This window comes from Natribaculum luteum, from assembly GCF_023008545.1.
GTDB lineage: Archaea > Halobacteriota > Halobacteria > Halobacteriales > Natrialbaceae > Natribaculum > Natribaculum luteum.
In genome coordinates this window covers 3,022,165-3,038,201 of sequence record NZ_CP095397.1, presented here as the reverse complement: position 1 = coordinate 3,038,201, position 16,037 = coordinate 3,022,165, and the positions used below count along the sequence as shown (strand labels likewise).

Genomic DNA, 16,037 nt, shown 5'->3' with positions numbered 1-16,037 from the left:
TTTTCGTCTCCCGTTCGTTAGCAGTGGTCGTGGAATCCCCGTTCGACGTCCTCCTGATCGATTCGGATGCGGACGACGAAGAGATCGAGCAGGCGTACAGACGACGAGTGAAGGAGACACATCCTGACCACGGCGGCTCCGCAGCGGAGTTTCAACTGGTCAGAGCGGCCTACGAGGCGATCAAGGCGGGACGGTACGGCGAACGGTACGACGCCGACGGCGAGAGCGAGGATCGGTATCCGCGAGACCAGTCTCGAGTCGAGTACCTCAACTACGAAGTTCTCGACGACTACGGCTGGGACCTCGACGACGACGACCTCTTCGAGAAGTCCTCGGCCGAAGGCCTCGACTCGACGGATCGCGGTCGGCTCCTGGTCCAGCCACGCGAGACGCTCCTCGAGGCGGCCGAGAACCGCGGGTTCAGGTGGCCGTACGCGTGTCGAGGCGGGGCGTGTGCGAACTGTGCGGTCGCGGTCGCGGAAGGCGAGATGTCACAGCCGGTCAACCACGTCCTCCCACCGGAGATGGTCGACCGAGGCATTCGGCTGTCCTGCGTCGGCGAACCGATCACGGACGAGTTGAAGGTCGTCTACAACCTCAAACATCTTCCCGATCTCGACGAACTTCGACTGTCGCCGCGGCCGTTCGAGCAGGCGTACATCGACGAGTAAGCGGAGAACGAAGGAGAGTCGACGAGAACGGATCGAGTGTTCAGCGCCGGGCGTTTACAGCACGATGCTCTTCTTGCGCATCATCGCGTGGATCGAGGCGTCGATCCCTTCGCGACCGATGCCCGAGTCCTTGTTCCCACCGAACGGGACGTCGCCGAGGCCGTGTGAGGGGGCACCGTTGATGTTGACGGAACCGGCGTCGACGCGTTCGGCGACGTCCATCGCGCGGTCGTAGTCGCTCGTGAAGACGGCGGCGTCGAGTGCCAGATCGGAGCCGTTTGCGATCTCGAGGGCCTCCTCGCGATCCTCGAAGGTGGTGACGACGGCGAGGGGCCCGAACTGCTCTTCGTCGATGAGGCGGGCGTCGTGGGGAACGTTCGCGAGCAGCGTTGGTTCGAAGAACTGCGACTCGAGTTCGTCGGGGATGCCCTCCGGAGTGTGGCGTTTCCCGCCACGGACGAGGTCTGCACCCTTCTCGACGGCGTCTTCGACGAGTTCGTCGACCCAGTCGGCCTGCGATTCGCTGATGAGCGGACCGAAGGCCGTGTTCTCGTCGAAGAGGTCGCCCGCCTGCCACGCGTCCATCTCGGCGTCGAGTCGGTCGACGACCTCGTCGTGGACGGATTCGTGGGCGAGCACGCGCGAGACCGCCGAGCAGCGCTGGCCGGCGTACTTGATCGAACCCTTGGTACAGGCACCGGCGACCAGGTTCAGGTCGGCGTCGTCGAAGACGATCGCCGGCGCGTTCCCCCCGAGTTCCATGTGTAGGTTGACCATCCCGCTCTCTCGAGCGACGTGTTTGCCCGCGCCCGACGAGCCGGTCATCGCGATGGCGTTGACGCGGTCGTCGCCGGCGAGGACGTCACCGATGTCGCCTGCGTTTCCGGGGACGAAGTTGAACGCACCCTCGGGGATCCCCTCGACGCCGCTGACGACGTCGGCGAGGATCGCCGCCGAGATCGGCGTCTTGCTCGCCGGTTTCAGGAGGACACTGTTGCCCGCGGCGATGGCGGGGGCGACCTGCAGTGCCGTCGTCGCGAGCGGGTAGTTGTACGGCGTGATACACAGGACCGCACCGATCGGTTCGTGTTTCACGATGGCCTGCCACCCCTCGTGGCCCTCGGTCGATCCCTCGCGGAACTCGCCTTTGCTGACGATGTTTCTGGCCTCTTCGGCGGCGCGACGGAAGCGCTCGGCCGCACTTTCGACCTCGCCGCGCGCCGAGGAGATCGGCTTTCCAGCTTCGCGGACGATGACCTCGGCGAGTTCCTCTGCCCGTTCCTCGAGGCCGTCGGCGATGGCCTCACACCACTTCGCGCGCTCGACGACCGTCGTCTGTCGGAGTTCGGGTTTGATTTCGTCGGCAGCGGCGAGCGCCGTCCGAGCTTCCTCGGGACCCGCCGCCGCGACCTCTGCGAACGTTCCGCCGGCTGCGAGATCCGATACCGGTAGCGTTCGGTCGGCCTCGAGCCACTCCCCGTCGACGTACATCCGCTCTCTCCGCTGTGCGACTCTCGTTGCCATAGTCGTACGTTCGCGTTCCTCACTGAAAGTATTTACTCAAGGATGAAAAAACACTCCGAGCTTTGCTAGTGTCTTTCAGAGTAACGTGTGGATGTGGCCTATTTCTGACAGGAACGTACGAGATAGTGGCAGAATGAAAAGAAATATTCCTATATCGCGAAGGAAAATTCTTGCATGGTCAGGTTTTAAGTGAGTTAGCCGCGTAGCTAGAGTCGAGATGAGCACTCAGAAGACCGTCCGTCAACAGGCCGACACCGTCGAGGAGAACAGTCTCCGCCTCGAGCAGGACAAGGCCGAGCAGATCGTCGACGCGCTGAACACCGAACTCGCCAACGCGTACGTCCTCTACCACCAGCTGAAAAAGCACCACTGGGTCGTCGAGGGAGCGGAGTTCCTCGATCTGCATCTCTTCCTCGAGGAGGCGTACGAACACGCCGAGGAAGGTGCAGACGCCATCGCCGAGCGCGCCCAGGCAATCGGCGGCGTCCCCGTCTCGGGACCGTCGAACCAGGAAGCGCGGGCGACCGTCGAGTTCGAGGGTGAAGACGTCTACGACGTCCGCACGATGTTCGAAAACGACCTCGAGATGTACGGCGACATCATCGAGTCGATGCGCGACAGCATCGAACTCGCCGAGAACCTGGGCGACCACGCCACGGCGGAGATCCTCCGCCAGATCCTCGTCGACGTCGAGGAGGACGCCCACCACTTCGAACACTACCTCGAGGACGACACGCTGGTGCTCGAGGAAGCGACGCACTAAGACGGTCGGTCGGCAGTCGACTCCGGAGCGACTGTAGCGTCTTGCAGTCGTCCCAGAACACAGCACGACCGACAGTGCGAGACGGTCGAGCGAGGACGATAGTGCGACGGACGTTCGCTTTTCTGACCGCGGTCACGGAATAATCGTGGTATCGTCCTCGCCGTGGTTCCTACGTTTCACGCCTGTAGCTCGTCTGCCATCCAGATACCTGCTGACATACCGAAGATTCCAAGTCCGAAACCAAGGATGCCAGCGCCGAGATGATATTCAGCGCCAATACCTTCTGCCAGTGAGCAGACACCGAACGTCGTAACTCCAGCGAACACCGCTGATGCCATTCGAGTCTCGCTATTCGAACCCCACAGCAGAGACGGGTATCGAAGCAGGATCGCGATGGCGACCGCGAAGACCTGAAATATGCCAGTGAGAAGAATTACTGAACGATACGTAGTTGCGACTCCAGCGGTGATGGCACCAGCGGCAACGAGAGCGATCACGTACCGTACGAAGCGATGCATGTCGACGTTTCTTCATCAGACTCCGAAAGAGGTGTCGATGATCGGACGTGATTCGCGTTCGTCATCCAGTTTGTGCCATCTCACGCCGAGAAACAATCCAATAACCTCTGGGTGACTCGAGCAGCCCATCGGCGCGTCCCAGTCGAGGACTCGTCGACCGTCACCAGTCAGTGTAGCGCCGGCTGCGAGAGAACTGTATGCTACTTCGGCAGAAAGAGCCGGGGCGAAGCTAGGGCTCGAGGTCGACGACGACGTCGGTCGCGATCCAGCCGTCGGTGTTGTCTCGCTCGGTGAACACGACTTTGCCGGGGCGGGTGACGTGGCTCGTCACGATCGACTCCGGCTGTTCTGGTTCGTCGACGGAACTTCGATTCTCTCGGGCAGGGACGTCCATCGATGTGAATTAGGCGGGCCTAAAAATAAAAGAGTTTTGGTCAGCCTAACTCCGGGGGGAGCCACTCGATGCGGCGGTGGTCGTCGCTCTCGAGTGTCTTCGAGAAGTGACGACGGAACCTTTAGGGATCGATGGGCGCTAACTCAGCGTACGATGATGCTGAGCGACGTGATGGAAGACTACCTCAAGACCATCTACCAGCTCCAGCGCGAGGAGGACGACCGGATTCGGACGTCCGAGATCGCCACGGAGCTCGACGTCACGTCGCCGACCGTCACCAGCATGCTCGAGAAACTCGAGGAGCGGGGACTCGTCGACCGAGAGAAGTACCGCGGTGTGACCCTCACCGAGGAGGGAAAGACCGTCGCACTCGAGGTCGTACGCCACCATCGCCTGCTCGAGGCCTACCTCACCGAACATCTCGACTACGACTGGTCCGAAGTCCACGAAGAGGCAGATCGACTCGAACACCACATCAGCGAGGACTTCGAGGCGCGCGTCGCGGCCGCCCTCGACGACCCCGACGTCGACCCACACGGCTCGCCGATTCCGGGTGCCGACCTCGAACCGCCGACGGCGTCCGACGCGGAGTCGGTCACCCAGTTCGAGGAGGGCGACGTCGTCGTCGTCGAGGAAGTCGCCGACCACGACCCGGAGGTCCTCTCGTATCTCGCAGACCACGGCGTCGAACCCGGCGTCGAACTCGAGATTCTCGAGGTCGCCCCGTTCGGGATGATCACCGCCCAGGCGATCGGTGCTGACGGTCCGGTCTCGTTACCCGCCGACGTCGCACGCCACGTCCGCGTCGCGTCTCCGTCCGGCGTCGAACACTGACCGCCGACTCGCCGTCACGGCCCGCACGGATACGTCAGTCGACCACTGACACAGTTTTCGAAACGATAAGTTCTAACTACCCACCAGATAAAGGTCAAAACCCAGCAGATGCCCGGTGGACCCGCCGGGTTTAAGGAAATCTATTACGAAGGACTACCTATGTCATCCATCGAACTAACCCCGAGCCAGAAGAAAATCTTGCGCGCGCTGACGAACCTTCACAAAGAATCCGAGGACGCGATCAAAGGCGAGGACATCGCCGAACAGGTAGACCGCAACCCCGGGACGATTCGCAACCAGATGCAGAGTCTCAAGGCACTCCAGCTCGTCGAAGGCGTACCCGGGCCGAAAGGGGGGTACAAACCGACCGCCGCAGCGTACGAAGCACTCGAGATCCAGCGGATGGACGAACCCGCGTCCGTCCCGCTCGAGCACGAGGGCGACCCCGTCCAGGACGTCATCGTCGAGGAGATCGACCTCTCGAGCGTCCACCACCCCGAACTCTGCCGCGCAGAGGTACACATCCAGGGGTCGATGAGCGACATCCACGAGGACGACAGCGTCGTCGTCGGCCCGACCCCGCTGTCGAAACTCGTCGTCGAGGGAACCGTCGACGGAAAAGACGACACGAACAACATCCTCATCCTGCGGATCGACGACATGCTCGCGCCGGCAGAGGAGCCCGAACACTAAACGGCGCTACCCGTCGGCACGGTTTCCCGCTCGAAAAGCCGCTGCGATAGGGAAAAACGGCTCGGGGCGTTTCTCGAGGTTACGCCGCTTCGTCTCCGTCCTCGTCTCCATCTCCCGCCGCGGCCGGGAGGACGTCGACGCTCGCGACCGCGTCACCTTCCTCGACGTCCATCACCGTCACACCCTTCGTATTTCGCCCGACCGTCGAGATTTCGCCCGCTCGCGTACACATGATCTGGCCGTTCTCGGACATGATGACCAGCGAGTCGTCAGCCGTCACGGCCTTGACTGCGGTGACCGGGCCGTTGCGGTCGTCCGTCTTGATGTCGATCAGGCCCTTTCCGTACCGGGACTGGGTTCGGTACTCGGAGAGCAGCGTTCGCTTGCCGTAGCCGTTCCGGGTCACGGTGAGCAGCGCCCGCTCGTCGCTTCCGTCGGTCGCGACCAGTCCCGCGACGGCGTCTGCGCCCCCGAGTTTGATGCCGTTGACGCCGCGGGCGTTACGGCCCATCGCTCGTACCTCGTCTTCGGCAAAGCGGATCGTCATCCCCTGCTCGGTCGCGATCACGAGGTCTTGTGTCCCGTCCGTGACCTCGACGTCGACGAGTTCGTCTCCCTCCTCCAGGCTGGCGGCGATGATCCCCGTCGAGAGGATGTTGTCGAACTCCTCGCCGGCCGTGCGTTTGACGTAGCCGTTCTGTGTGACCATCGTCACGAACTCGTCGTCCTCGAAGGCGTCGGTGTCGACGATGGCCGTGATGTTCTCGGCCGGATCGAGATCGAGGATGTTGACCGCGGACTTCCCGCGGGCGGTCCGACCCATCTCGGGGATCTCGTAGGTCTTCAACCGGTAGACGTTACCCTGGTTCGTAAAGCAAAGCAGGTAGTCGTGGGTGTTCGCCCGGAAGACCGTGGCGACGCGGTCGTCTTCTTTGACGTCCGCGCCGATGATCCCCTTGCCGCCGCGACGCTGTGCGTCGAACTGGTCGACCGGCATCCGCTTGACGTAGTCGTCCTCGGTCATGACGACGAGGACGTCCTCCTCGGGGATGAGGTCCTCGTGGGTAACCGTCCCCTCGTCCTCGACGATCGAGGTCCGCCGCTCGTCGCCGTACTCGGCTTTGACCTCGCGCAGTTCGTCTTTGATGACGGCGAGCAGTTCCGCCTCGCTCTCTAAGATCGCCTCGAGGCGCTCGATCTCCGCCTGGACGTCCTCGTACTCGGCTTCGATCTCGGCCGCCTCCATCGAGGTGAGGCTGCCGAGTTGCATCCTGACGATGTGTTCGGCCTGGGGCTCGGAGAAGTCGAACGACTCGCGCAAGGCCGCTTTGGCTGCCGAACGGTCTTCCGACTCCTGGATCAGGTCGACGACGTCCTCGACGTTCTCGAGTGCCTTCAGCCGGCCCTCGAGGATGTGAGCGCGCTCTTGGGCCTCGTTCAGATCGTACTCGCTGCGCCGGCGGACGACCTCCTTGCGGTGGGAGACGTACTCCGCCAGGGTCTCTTTGAGCGTGAGCACCTGCGGCTGGCCGTCGACCAGCGCGAGGTTGATGACGCCGAACGTCCGCTCTAAGTGATTCTCGAGGAGCTGGTTCTTGACGACCTCGGTGTTCGCGCCGCGTTTGAGTTCGATCACGACGCGGACGCCGTCGCGATCGGACTCGTCGCGCAGGTCGGAGATACCCTCGATCTTCCCCTCGTTGACGTCGTCGGCGATGCGCTCGACCAGCCGGGCCTTGTTCGCCTGGTAGGGAAGTTCCGTGACGACGATCCGCTCGCGGTCGTTTTTCCACTCCTCGACTTCGAACTCGGCGCGCACGCGGATGCGCCCGCGGCCGGTCTTGTACGCCGAGTAGATCGCGTCGCGGCCGACGATGTTCGCACCGGTCGGGAAGTCGGGGCCCTTGACGTGGTCCATCAACTCCTCGACGGTCGCGTCGGGGTTGTCGATGAGTTCGATCGTCGCGTCGATCACCTCACCGAGGTTGTGCGGCGGAATGTTCGTCGACATTCCGACCGCGATCCCCGAGGAGCCGTTCACCAGCAGGTTCGGGAACGCCGCCGGGAGGACGTCCGGTTCCTGGAGGCGGTCGTCGTAGTTCGAGGAGAAGTCGACCGTATCTTTCTCGATGTCCTCGAGGAGTTCCTCGGCGATGGAGGCCATTCGGGCCTCGGTGTACCGCTGGGCTGCGGGCGGGTCGCCGTCCATCGAACCGAAGTTCCCCTGACCGTCGACGAGCGGGTAGCGCATCGAGAACTCCTGGGCCATCCGCACGAGCGTGTCGTATATCGCCTGGTCGCCGTGAGGGTGGTAGTCACCCATCGTCTCCCCGACGATCGAGGAGGACTTGCGGTGACTGCTCCCGGAGGAGACGCCCATCTCGTTCATCGCATAGAGGATGCGCCGGTGGACGGGCTTGAGACCGTCTTCGACCCGGGGGAGGGCACGGCCGGCGATGACGCTCATCGCGTAGTCGATGTAGCTTTGCTCCATCTCGTCTTCGATGCGGACGGTCTCGACCGTCCGGGCCTCTACGTCTGTCGGGTCGGGTACCTCTGAGCTCATATCGTACTCACCTCAGATGTCGATCCACTCGGCTTCCGGCGCGTTCTCCTGGATGAACTGCTTTCGCGGCTCGACGGCGTCGCCCATCAGGACGGAGAACATCTTGTCCGCCGCCGCCGCGTCTTCGATCGTGATCTGCTTGAGAATGCGGTTGTCGGGATTCATCGTCGTCTCCCAGAGCTGTTCGGGGTTCATCTCACCGAGCCCCTTGAATCGCTGGACCTGCGTCGGGTTGCCGTCGCAGACCTCCTCGATGATCTCGTCGCGTTCCTCGTCGGTCATCGCGTCGTAGGTCTCGCCTCTGTACCGGATGCGGTACAGCGGCGGCTGGGTCGCGTAGACGTAGCCGCCCTCGAGCAGCGGCCGCATGTGTCGGTAGAAGAACGTGAGCAACAGGGTTCGGATGTGTGCCCCGTCGACGTCGGCGTCGGTCGCCATGATGATCTTCTTGTACCGGACCTCCTCGACGTCGAACTCGTCGCCGATGCCAGCGCCGATCGCGGTGATGATGTTTCGGATCTGGTCGTTCTCGAGGATGCGATCCAGCCGGTGTTTCTCGACGTTGAGCACCTTCCCCCGGATGGGGAGGACGGCCTGGAATCCCGGATCGCGGGCCTGCTTTGCGCTGCCGCCTGCGGAGTCGCCCTCGGCGATGAACAGCTCGGCCTCGTCGGGGTCGCGGGTCTGACAGTCGGCGAGTTTCCCCGGCAGCGAGGTGGACTCGAGGGCCGACTTCCGGCGCGTGAGTTCCTCGGCCTTCTTTGCGGCCTTGCGGGCTTTCGCCGCCTCGACTGCCTTGGCGACGATGGCCTCGGCGGTGTCGGGGTGTTCCTCGAAGTACGTCCCCAGTCCGTCGTGGACGGCGCTCTCGACGATTCCGCGTACCTCCGAGTTGCCGAGTTTGGTCTTCGTCTGCCCCTCGAACTGCGGGTCCGGGTGCTTGACGGAGATGACCGCGGTGAGTCCCTCGCGGATGTCCTCGCCGCGCAGGTTCTCCTCTAGGTCGTTCAACAGGCCGTTCTCGTTTGCGTAGTCGTTGACGACTCGAGTCAGCGCGGTCTTGAAGCCGGTGAGGTGGGTCCCGCCCTCGCGCGTGTTGATGTTGTTCGCGAAGGCGTGGATCGACCCTTGCAGCTCCTCGGTGGCCTGCATCGCCACCTCGACCTGGATGTTCTCGTCTTCGTCCTCGAAGTAGATGACGTCCGGGTGCATCGCCGCCCGGGTCTCGTTCAAGTACTCGACGAACTCGCGGATGCCGCCTTCGTACTCGTAGGTCTCCTCGCGGACGCCGTCGTCGACGCGCTCGTCGCGGAGGGTGATCCGGACGCCGGAGTTGAGAAACGCGAGTTCGCGAAGCCGGTTCGAGAGCGTCGAGAAGGCGAACTCGTCGGTCTCGAAGATGTCGTCGTCCGGCCAGAACGTGATCGCCGTCCCCGTCTCCTCGTCGGGTTCGAGGTCGCGAACGCGCTCGAGGTCGCCCTTGGGTTCGCCGCGGTCGAATCGGTGGTGCCAGACCGCGCCGTCACGTCTGACCTCGACTTCCAGGCGCTTCGAGAGTGCGTTGACGACGCTGACGCCGACGCCGTGGAGACCGCCGGAGACCTGGTAGGACTTGTTGTCGAACTTGCCGCCGGCGTGGAGGACGGTGAGGATCACCTCGAGGGCCGGCCGATCGTACTCTTCGTGGGTGTCGACCGGAATGCCCCGGCCGTCGTCTGCGACGCTCACCCCGCCGTCGTCGTGGATGGTGACGGTGATGTCGTCACAGTAGCCAGCCAGTGCCTCGTCGATCGAGTTGTCCACCACTTCGTAGACGAGGTGGTGGAGCCCTCGAGAATCCGTAGAACCGATGTACATCGCCGGGCGTTTTCGCACGGCCTCCAGGCCTTCCAGAACCTGGATCTGTCCGGCGCCGTACTCGCTTTCCTGGGACATGAGAAACCTGTTTCCGGGTAGTGTACCGGGGGTAATAAAACTCACGTACGCGCGCTCGCGCGTAGCGATTTTCCGGACACAGCAGCATACGCGGCACGCTGTGTGGGATTCGTCGGACGACAACCGCCGCTAGTGGTGGCAACCACTTTCACTCCGGTAGCGCACACCTTTTACCCCCGCCGCTGATACACAGGGACGATGACGTCGTTCCAGTCGACACTCGGCGACGAGCCGGGGATCGCCGAGGAGCTGGCAGAGAACCAGCGTGCGATCTCCATCGCCGAGTTCTTCGAGAAGAACAAGCACATGCTCGGCTTCGACAGCGGCGCTCGAGGTCTCGTCACGGCCGTCAAGGAGGCCGTCGACAACGCTTTGGACGCCGCCGAAGAAGCCGGTATCCTCCCCGATATATATATCGAAATTAAAGAGGAAGGAGACTATTATCAGCTAATCGTAGAAGACAATGGGCCGGGGCTGACGAAGGAATCGCTTCCGAAAGTATTCGGCAAATTACTATATGGGTCCAGGTTTCATGTGAGAGAGCAGTCACGTGGCCAGCAGGGGATCGGGATCTCCGCCGCCGTGCTCTACTCCCAGCTGACAAGCGGCAAGCCGGCGAAGATCACGAGTCGAACGCAGGAAGCAGACGAGGCACAGTACTTCGAACTCATCGTCGACACCGACGAGAACGAACCCGAGATCAGCGTCGACGAGACGACAAGCTGGGACCGCCCCCACGGCACGCGCATCGAACTCGAGATGGAGGCGAACATGCGCGCCCGGAGCCAGCTTCACGATTACGTCAAGCACACGGCGGTCGTCAACCCCCACGCCAGACTCGAGCTCCGGGAACCCAAGGCGCACTTCAAGTTCGAGCGGGCGACCGACCAGCTCCCCGAGGAGACAGAGGAGATCAGACCCCACCCCCACGGAGTCGAACTCGGGACCGTGATGAAGATGCTCTCTGCTACGGACTCACACTCGATCTCCGGCTTCCTCCAGGAGGAGTTCACGCGCGTCGGCAAGAAGACCGCCGACTCGGTCATCGACGCCTTCCGCGATCGCTACTACGGTCGCGAGATGAGCTGGACGACGCCGACGGGTAGTGAAGACGCCAACGTCGCCACCGCCGTCGAGGCGGCGACGGCGAACAAGGGAGCCGAGGCGACGACCGCCTTCGCCGAGACGATCGCCGAGGCGGTCGCTGACGCCGACCGGATCGCACACCACGAACTCCTCGAGGTCGTCGCCTCGAGCGCGGAGTCAGTCACCGAGGAGTACGGAACGACGTTCGGCGACACCGTCCAGGAGAACGCCGCCGAGGCGGCCTGGCGGACGATCGCCGGCCTCGAGGTCGAGGAGGGAGACGAACCCCACGCGGACGAAGAGCCGCGAACCGTCGCCGACCTCTACGAACTCACAGACGAGGCGACGAGCACTCGCAAGGACGACGAGGTCGTCCACGCGTTCGCGACGCGACTGGCGGGCAAGTTCGAGGACGCGGACGACTCGCGGCACCGACTCACCTGCGGTCGACTCCGGGAATACGTCGACCGCGCCGCCGACCTCACCGAGGAGTACGACGACGTCGCATTCGGTGACACCGCCCGCGAGAACGTCACCGACGCCGTCTGGGACGTCATGGTCACCGTTCCCGACGATCCGCCGCTCGTGCGCGAACTCGCCGACGACCGGGACGCCGCGAGCGACCTCGTCGACGCGATGCGCGCGACCGACATCATGGCACCGCCAACGCGGTGTCTCTCGCCCATCTCGGCAGACCTCATCGAGGCGGGCCTCAAAAAGGAGTTCGAGGCGGACTTCTACGCCGCCGCGACTCGCGACGCCGAAGTCCACGGCGGCGACCCGTTCATCGTCGAAGCGGGGATCGCCTACGGCGGCGACCTCGAGGCAGAGGGCAGCGTCGACGTCCTCCGATTTGCGAACCGCGTGCCGCTGGTCTACCAGCGCGGAGCGTGTGCGACGACCGACGTCGTGAAGTCGATCGGCTGGCGCAACTACGGACTCGACCAGCCCGGCGGCTCCGGCCTGCCCAACGGTCCGGCCGTGATCATGGTCCACGTCGCCTCGACGAACGTCCCGTTCACAAGCGAGTCGAAAGACGCGGTCGCGAACGTCCCCGAGATCGAAGACGAGATCGAACTCGCGATCCGGGAAGCCGCCCGCGAACTCAAGAGCTACCTCAACAAGCGCCGTTCGATGCAGAAACGCCGGCGCAAACAGAACGTCCTCGGCGAGATCCTCCCCGAGATGGCCCGGAAGGTCGCGGAGGTCACCGGCAACGACGAGCCGAACATCGACGACGCGCTGGCCCGCATCATGAACAACGTCCTCGTCGAACGCAGCGTCGAGGCAAACGGCGACGGCCAGGCCGTCGAGATCGTCGTCGAGAATCACTCGAGTACGAACGAGTCGCTCGAGCTCACCGACATCGTTACCGCCGAACCGACGCACCTGAGCGACGGTGCGACCGTCGTCGAGATGGACGGCGAGTGGTTCGTCAAGTGGGAGACAGACGTCGGAAGCGGCGACGAGGCCGTCCTCGAGTACGAGGTGGCCGACGACGCATCGTTCGACCTCGACGTGAAAGGGGTCGAAACCGAGAAACTCACCGTAACTGATCAATGAGCGCAGACAACGACCAGCAGGCCAGAGAGCAACTGATCGACCTCGCGGCGCAGTTTTACGACCAGTTCGAACTGGGAGAGATCCCGCACATGTCCGTGCCGACGCGGACGAAGAGCAACATCGAGTACGACGAGGAGAAAGGCGTGTGGGTCTACGGCGACCGCACCTCGACCCGGTCTGCGAACTCGGTCCGCGGCGCGCGGAAGCTTCTCAAGGCCGTCTACACGATCGAGTTCCTGGCGGACCAGCTCGAGGAGGAGCGCTCGTCGACGCTGCGTGAACTCTACTACCTCTCGGAGAGCTGGGACAACGAGAACGCCCAGTTTTCGGACCAGGACGAGTCCAACGGACTGATCGAGGACCTGGAGATCGTCTCCGGCGTGACCCGCGAGGACTTTCACATGCGCCCCGAGGAGTCCGGCGCGACGATCATGGGGCCGCTGCACCTGCGCGAACAGACCCGTCGTGGCGAGCGCGAGATCCACTGTCAGAAAGACGTCGGCGAGGGGGGCTACCAGATCCCGAACAACCCCGACACGATCGACTTTCTCGACAACGACGCCGACTTCATCCTCGCAGTGGAGACCGGCGGGATGCGCGATCGACTCGTCGAGAACGGCTTCGACGAGGAGTACAACGCGCTGATCGTCCACCTCAAAGGGCAGCCCGCGCGGGCGACCCGACGGATCACGAAGCGACTCCACGACGAACTCGACCTGCCAGTGACGGTCTTTACCGACGGCGACCCGTGGTCGTACCGCATCTACGGCTCCGTCGCCTACGGCTCGATCAAGTCCGCACACCTCTCGGAGTACCTCGCGACGCCGGAAGCACAGTTCGTCGGCATCCAGCCGGCGGACATCGTCGAGTACGACCTGCCGACCGACCCACTCAGCGACTCCGACAGGAACGCCTTGGAGAGCGAACTCGAGGACCCGCGCTTTCAGACCGACTACTGGGAAGAACAGATCGAACTCCAGCTAGACATCGACAAGAAGGCAGAACAGCAGGCACTGGCGTCTCGCGGCCTCGACTTCGTGACGGACACCTACCTGCCCGAACGCCTCGACGCGATGGACGTGCTCTGATCGCGACGGAAAACGAGCCCGCAGGCGCAGGCGCGGTCAGCCGATGAACCCGAGGCGAACCGCCGCACCCATCGCGCCGAAGATCAACACGAGCACCAGACTGACGACGTAGTAGACGTGCCAGGCCCGGGAGGGGCGGAACGGCTCGGGCAAGTTCTTCTCGACGACGTACCAGTTGGCCGGATAGAAGAAGATCTCCGTGACCGCGAGGATCGCGGCGACGTAGAGCAACAGCGTCACGGGCACCTCGCCGAGCGCGACGACCGTCGCACTGCTGACGACGACGACGCCGACGACGACGAGTTTGCGGACGCGTTCGCTGTCGATGCTCTCGTCCTCGAGTGCCATCGGGAGGATGTCGCCCGTCGCACGTGCCGACCCGTCGAGGAGCGTGATGACCGTCGAGTAAAGCGCCGCGAACGCGCCGACCAGCATGGCGTAGTACGACCAGTCGCCGAACGACTCGCTCAGGATGTTCCCGATAGCGAAAGCGAGGTTGGCGTCCGTCGGCGGGTTCGGATAGAGGACGTTCGACGCCAGGATCACCATCGCGACGATCAGCAGGAAGCTGAACACGTAGCCGATGTTGAAGTCGCGTCGGCCGGTCTTGATCCACGCCCGGATGTAGTCGTGGTACTTCGGATCGTCGGGGTCGAGCCCCTTCTCGTGGAGTTCACTCGCGCCTTCGCCCTTGGCCATGCTCCAGCTGCCGATCAGGATGCTCGTGCTGAAGCCGGTCGGCGCGAAGCCCGCGGCGGCGGCAAACAGGCCGACGAACACCGGCCCCGTCAGGTCTGGCATCGCGAACGTGGTCTCGAGAACGACCTCCTGTGACGGCGGCCCGACGACCACGCCGAGCAAGACGAGTACGCCCAGGGCGACCGTAAAGCCGATCAGCGCCTTCTCGAGCAGGCTGTATCGAGAGACCAGGACGAGCACGCCGGCACCACCGACGAACGTGACGTACGCCCAGGCGGCGGTGAACCACTCGGGCGTGAGTGCGGCGACGAACGCCGCGGTGCTCATCCCCACACTCGCCGTGATGAACGTGTACATGACCGTGAACACGAGAATCGTCAGCCATAGCGCCCAGTTTTTCGGCCCCGGAAGGTCGCGGTACCCCTCGATCGGGTTCGATCCGACGCCGTAGTTGTACCGGATACCGAGCTCCCAGGCCCCGTACTTCGCGAGGTAGATGAGTCCGAACATCCAGATCGCCGCGAGGCCGAAGGTCCCTCCGAGCGTCGGTGCCAGGACGATGTGGCTCCCGCCGATGCTGATCAGCGCCCAGAGCATCGACGGCCCGAAGTGACTCTCGAAGAAGCCACGCCAGTCGGTTTCGGGATACTCGAGGCTCGCCTCCCGACCGACGTCCTCCGCTCGCTCGCTAGCCATCGACACCACCGGTCGTTCGTCTCGCTGTACCCCCATCAGACGACGTCTCCGCCGATCGTGGCGGACGTGTCGTGACAGTCGATCCCATCGTGAGTGTGCAAAGATGCGCAACGGGGGACTTATAATTACACTACTCGGACGGCGGCGGGCCGAAGACACCCCGGTCCTGCGGGTCCTGCTGGTCCTGCGGGCAACCCGCCGGTCTCATAATGGTGGCTGTGACTGGTTGCCGACGCAACCGCACGATGGTTCGCGGTTGCAGCGGTACAGACTCACAGCCATCGTTATCAGGGGTTCTCGAGTGCGACCGGAACCCCGCGTCTCGCGACGTCGACGACGAACGCCTCCTCGTCGGTCTCGAGCGCCTCGAACGTGTCGTAGTGGATCGGGACGACGAGTCCGGGGTCCATCCGCGCCGCGAGGTCGGCGGCCTCCTCGCGATCCATCGTGAAACTGCCGCCGATCGGCGACAACAGCACGTCGACGGCCAGTTCCTCGTGGAACTCGAGGACGTCGGTGTCGCCGGGCCAGAAGGCGGTGACGCCGTCGATCGTCACGCCGTAGCCACAGCCGAACCCGCGCGGGTGGATCGGCTCGCCGTCGGCGGTCGTGTGCGGTCCGTCGGGGTGGTTGTACGCCGGCGTGGTAAACAGGTCCAGCGGGCCGACGGCGAAGCTCTCGTCGGCACGGACGCGCTCGACAGTGTACGGAAGCTCCTCCGGCGGTTCGACGTCGCGGTCGATTCGATCGGCGTCGACGGCCTCGTAGACGACCACGAGCGCGTCGTCGCGGGCGACCCGCCTGATGCCGTCGGGATCGTAGTGGTGGTCGTGCGTGACGAGAATCAGGTCGCCGTCGCCGGCGTCGTACCCCTCGAGTACGCCGTAGCGGCCGGGGTCCATGTAGACGACGGCACCCGTCTGGCCCTCGAGTCTGACGGTCGCGTAGCCGAGCCAGTCGACGGTCACCGCGTCGAATCTGACGGTCATGCCCCGACGTTGGCCGGA

General features: G+C 63.8%; 13 protein-coding genes. 6 read left to right on the top strand and 7 right to left on the bottom strand.

What is annotated here, in order from left to right:
- The first annotated feature begins 29 nt into the window (after window positions 1–29).
- On the top strand, window positions 30–671 hold the full coding sequence (gene fer, locus MU558_RS23330) for a ferredoxin Fer (RefSeq protein WP_345781503.1): 642 nt from the start codon (window positions 30–32) through the stop codon (window positions 669–671).
- Window positions 672–725: 54 nt separating this feature from the next.
- Here the strand turns inward: fer and MU558_RS15745 are convergent, their stop codons facing one another.
- A complete protein-coding gene (locus MU558_RS15745; protein ID WP_246968538.1) occupies window positions 726–2,195 on the bottom strand; it encodes an aldehyde dehydrogenase family protein in 1,470 nt (489 codons plus the stop codon).
- Window positions 2,196–2,412: 217 nt separating this feature from the next.
- On the opposite strand from MU558_RS15745, the gene dpsA reads away from it, so the two are divergent.
- Window positions 2,413–2,958: a DNA starvation/stationary phase protection protein DpsA gene (gene dpsA, locus MU558_RS15740; protein ID WP_246968535.1), complete on the top strand. Its 546-nt coding sequence runs from the start codon at window positions 2,413–2,415 to the stop codon at window positions 2,956–2,958.
- A 176-nt stretch (window positions 2,959–3,134) separates the two neighbouring features.
- Here dpsA and MU558_RS15735 read toward each other — a convergent pair whose 3' ends face one another.
- Both MU558_RS15735 and MU558_RS15730 read right to left on the bottom strand, forming a co-directional pair.
- The gene (locus tag MU558_RS15735; RefSeq protein WP_246968531.1) at window positions 3,135–3,476 is read right to left on the bottom strand and encodes a hypothetical protein; all 342 of its coding nucleotides are present in this window, start codon (window positions 3,474–3,476) and stop codon (window positions 3,135–3,137) included.
- A 229-nt stretch (window positions 3,477–3,705) separates the two neighbouring features.
- Window positions 3,706–3,870, bottom strand: a complete 165-nt coding sequence (locus MU558_RS15730; RefSeq protein ID WP_246968528.1) for a hypothetical protein — start codon at window positions 3,868–3,870, stop codon at window positions 3,706–3,708.
- 153 nt (window positions 3,871–4,023) lie between these two features.
- Between MU558_RS15730 and MU558_RS15725 the strand changes: the two genes are divergently transcribed.
- On the top strand, window positions 4,024–4,704 hold the full coding sequence (locus MU558_RS15725) for a metal-dependent transcriptional regulator (protein ID WP_246968525.1): 681 nt from the start codon (window positions 4,024–4,026) through the stop codon (window positions 4,702–4,704).
- A gap of 159 nt (window positions 4,705–4,863) precedes the next feature.
- A complete protein-coding gene (locus tag MU558_RS15720; protein ID WP_246968522.1) occupies window positions 4,864–5,397 on the top strand; it encodes an Rrf2 family transcriptional regulator in 534 nt (177 codons plus the stop codon).
- 79 nt (window positions 5,398–5,476) lie between these two features.
- On the opposite strand, the gene gyrA is transcribed toward MU558_RS15720, so the two are convergent.
- The gene (gyrA, locus tag MU558_RS15715; protein ID WP_246968519.1) at window positions 5,477–7,963 is read right to left on the bottom strand and encodes a DNA gyrase subunit A; all 2,487 of its coding nucleotides are present in this window, start codon (window positions 7,961–7,963) and stop codon (window positions 5,477–5,479) included.
- A gap of 12 nt (window positions 7,964–7,975) precedes the next feature.
- Complete coding sequence (gyrB, locus tag MU558_RS15710; RefSeq protein ID WP_246968516.1) at window positions 7,976–9,898, bottom strand: DNA topoisomerase (ATP-hydrolyzing) subunit B; 1,923 nt, start codon at window positions 9,896–9,898, stop codon at window positions 7,976–7,978.
- 198 nt (window positions 9,899–10,096) lie between these two features.
- On the opposite strand from gyrB, the gene MU558_RS15705 reads away from it, so the two are divergent.
- Both MU558_RS15705 and MU558_RS15700 read left to right on the top strand, forming a co-directional pair.
- Entirely contained in the window at window positions 10,097–12,547 is a 2,451-nt protein-coding gene (locus tag MU558_RS15705) for a DNA topoisomerase VI subunit B (RefSeq protein WP_246968513.1), read from the top strand.
- Window positions 12,544–13,635, top strand: coding sequence for a DNA topoisomerase IV subunit A (locus tag MU558_RS15700; RefSeq protein WP_246968511.1), 1,092 nt, complete (start codon window positions 12,544–12,546; stop codon window positions 13,633–13,635). The genes MU558_RS15705 and MU558_RS15700 overlap by 4 nt, the downstream gene beginning before the upstream one ends.
- 36 nt (window positions 13,636–13,671) lie before the next feature.
- Here MU558_RS15700 and MU558_RS15695 read toward each other — a convergent pair whose 3' ends face one another.
- Both MU558_RS15695 and MU558_RS15690 read right to left on the bottom strand, forming a co-directional pair.
- Complete coding sequence (locus tag MU558_RS15695) at window positions 13,672–15,030, bottom strand: Nramp family divalent metal transporter (protein WP_246975013.1); 1,359 nt, start codon at window positions 15,028–15,030, stop codon at window positions 13,672–13,674.
- A gap of 287 nt (window positions 15,031–15,317) precedes the next feature.
- Window positions 15,318–16,019 (bottom strand): MBL fold metallo-hydrolase, encoded by a 702-nt coding sequence (locus MU558_RS15690; protein ID WP_246968508.1) that lies wholly within the window; start codon window positions 16,017–16,019, stop codon window positions 15,318–15,320.
- Between the last annotated feature and the right edge of the window lie 18 nt (window positions 16,020–16,037).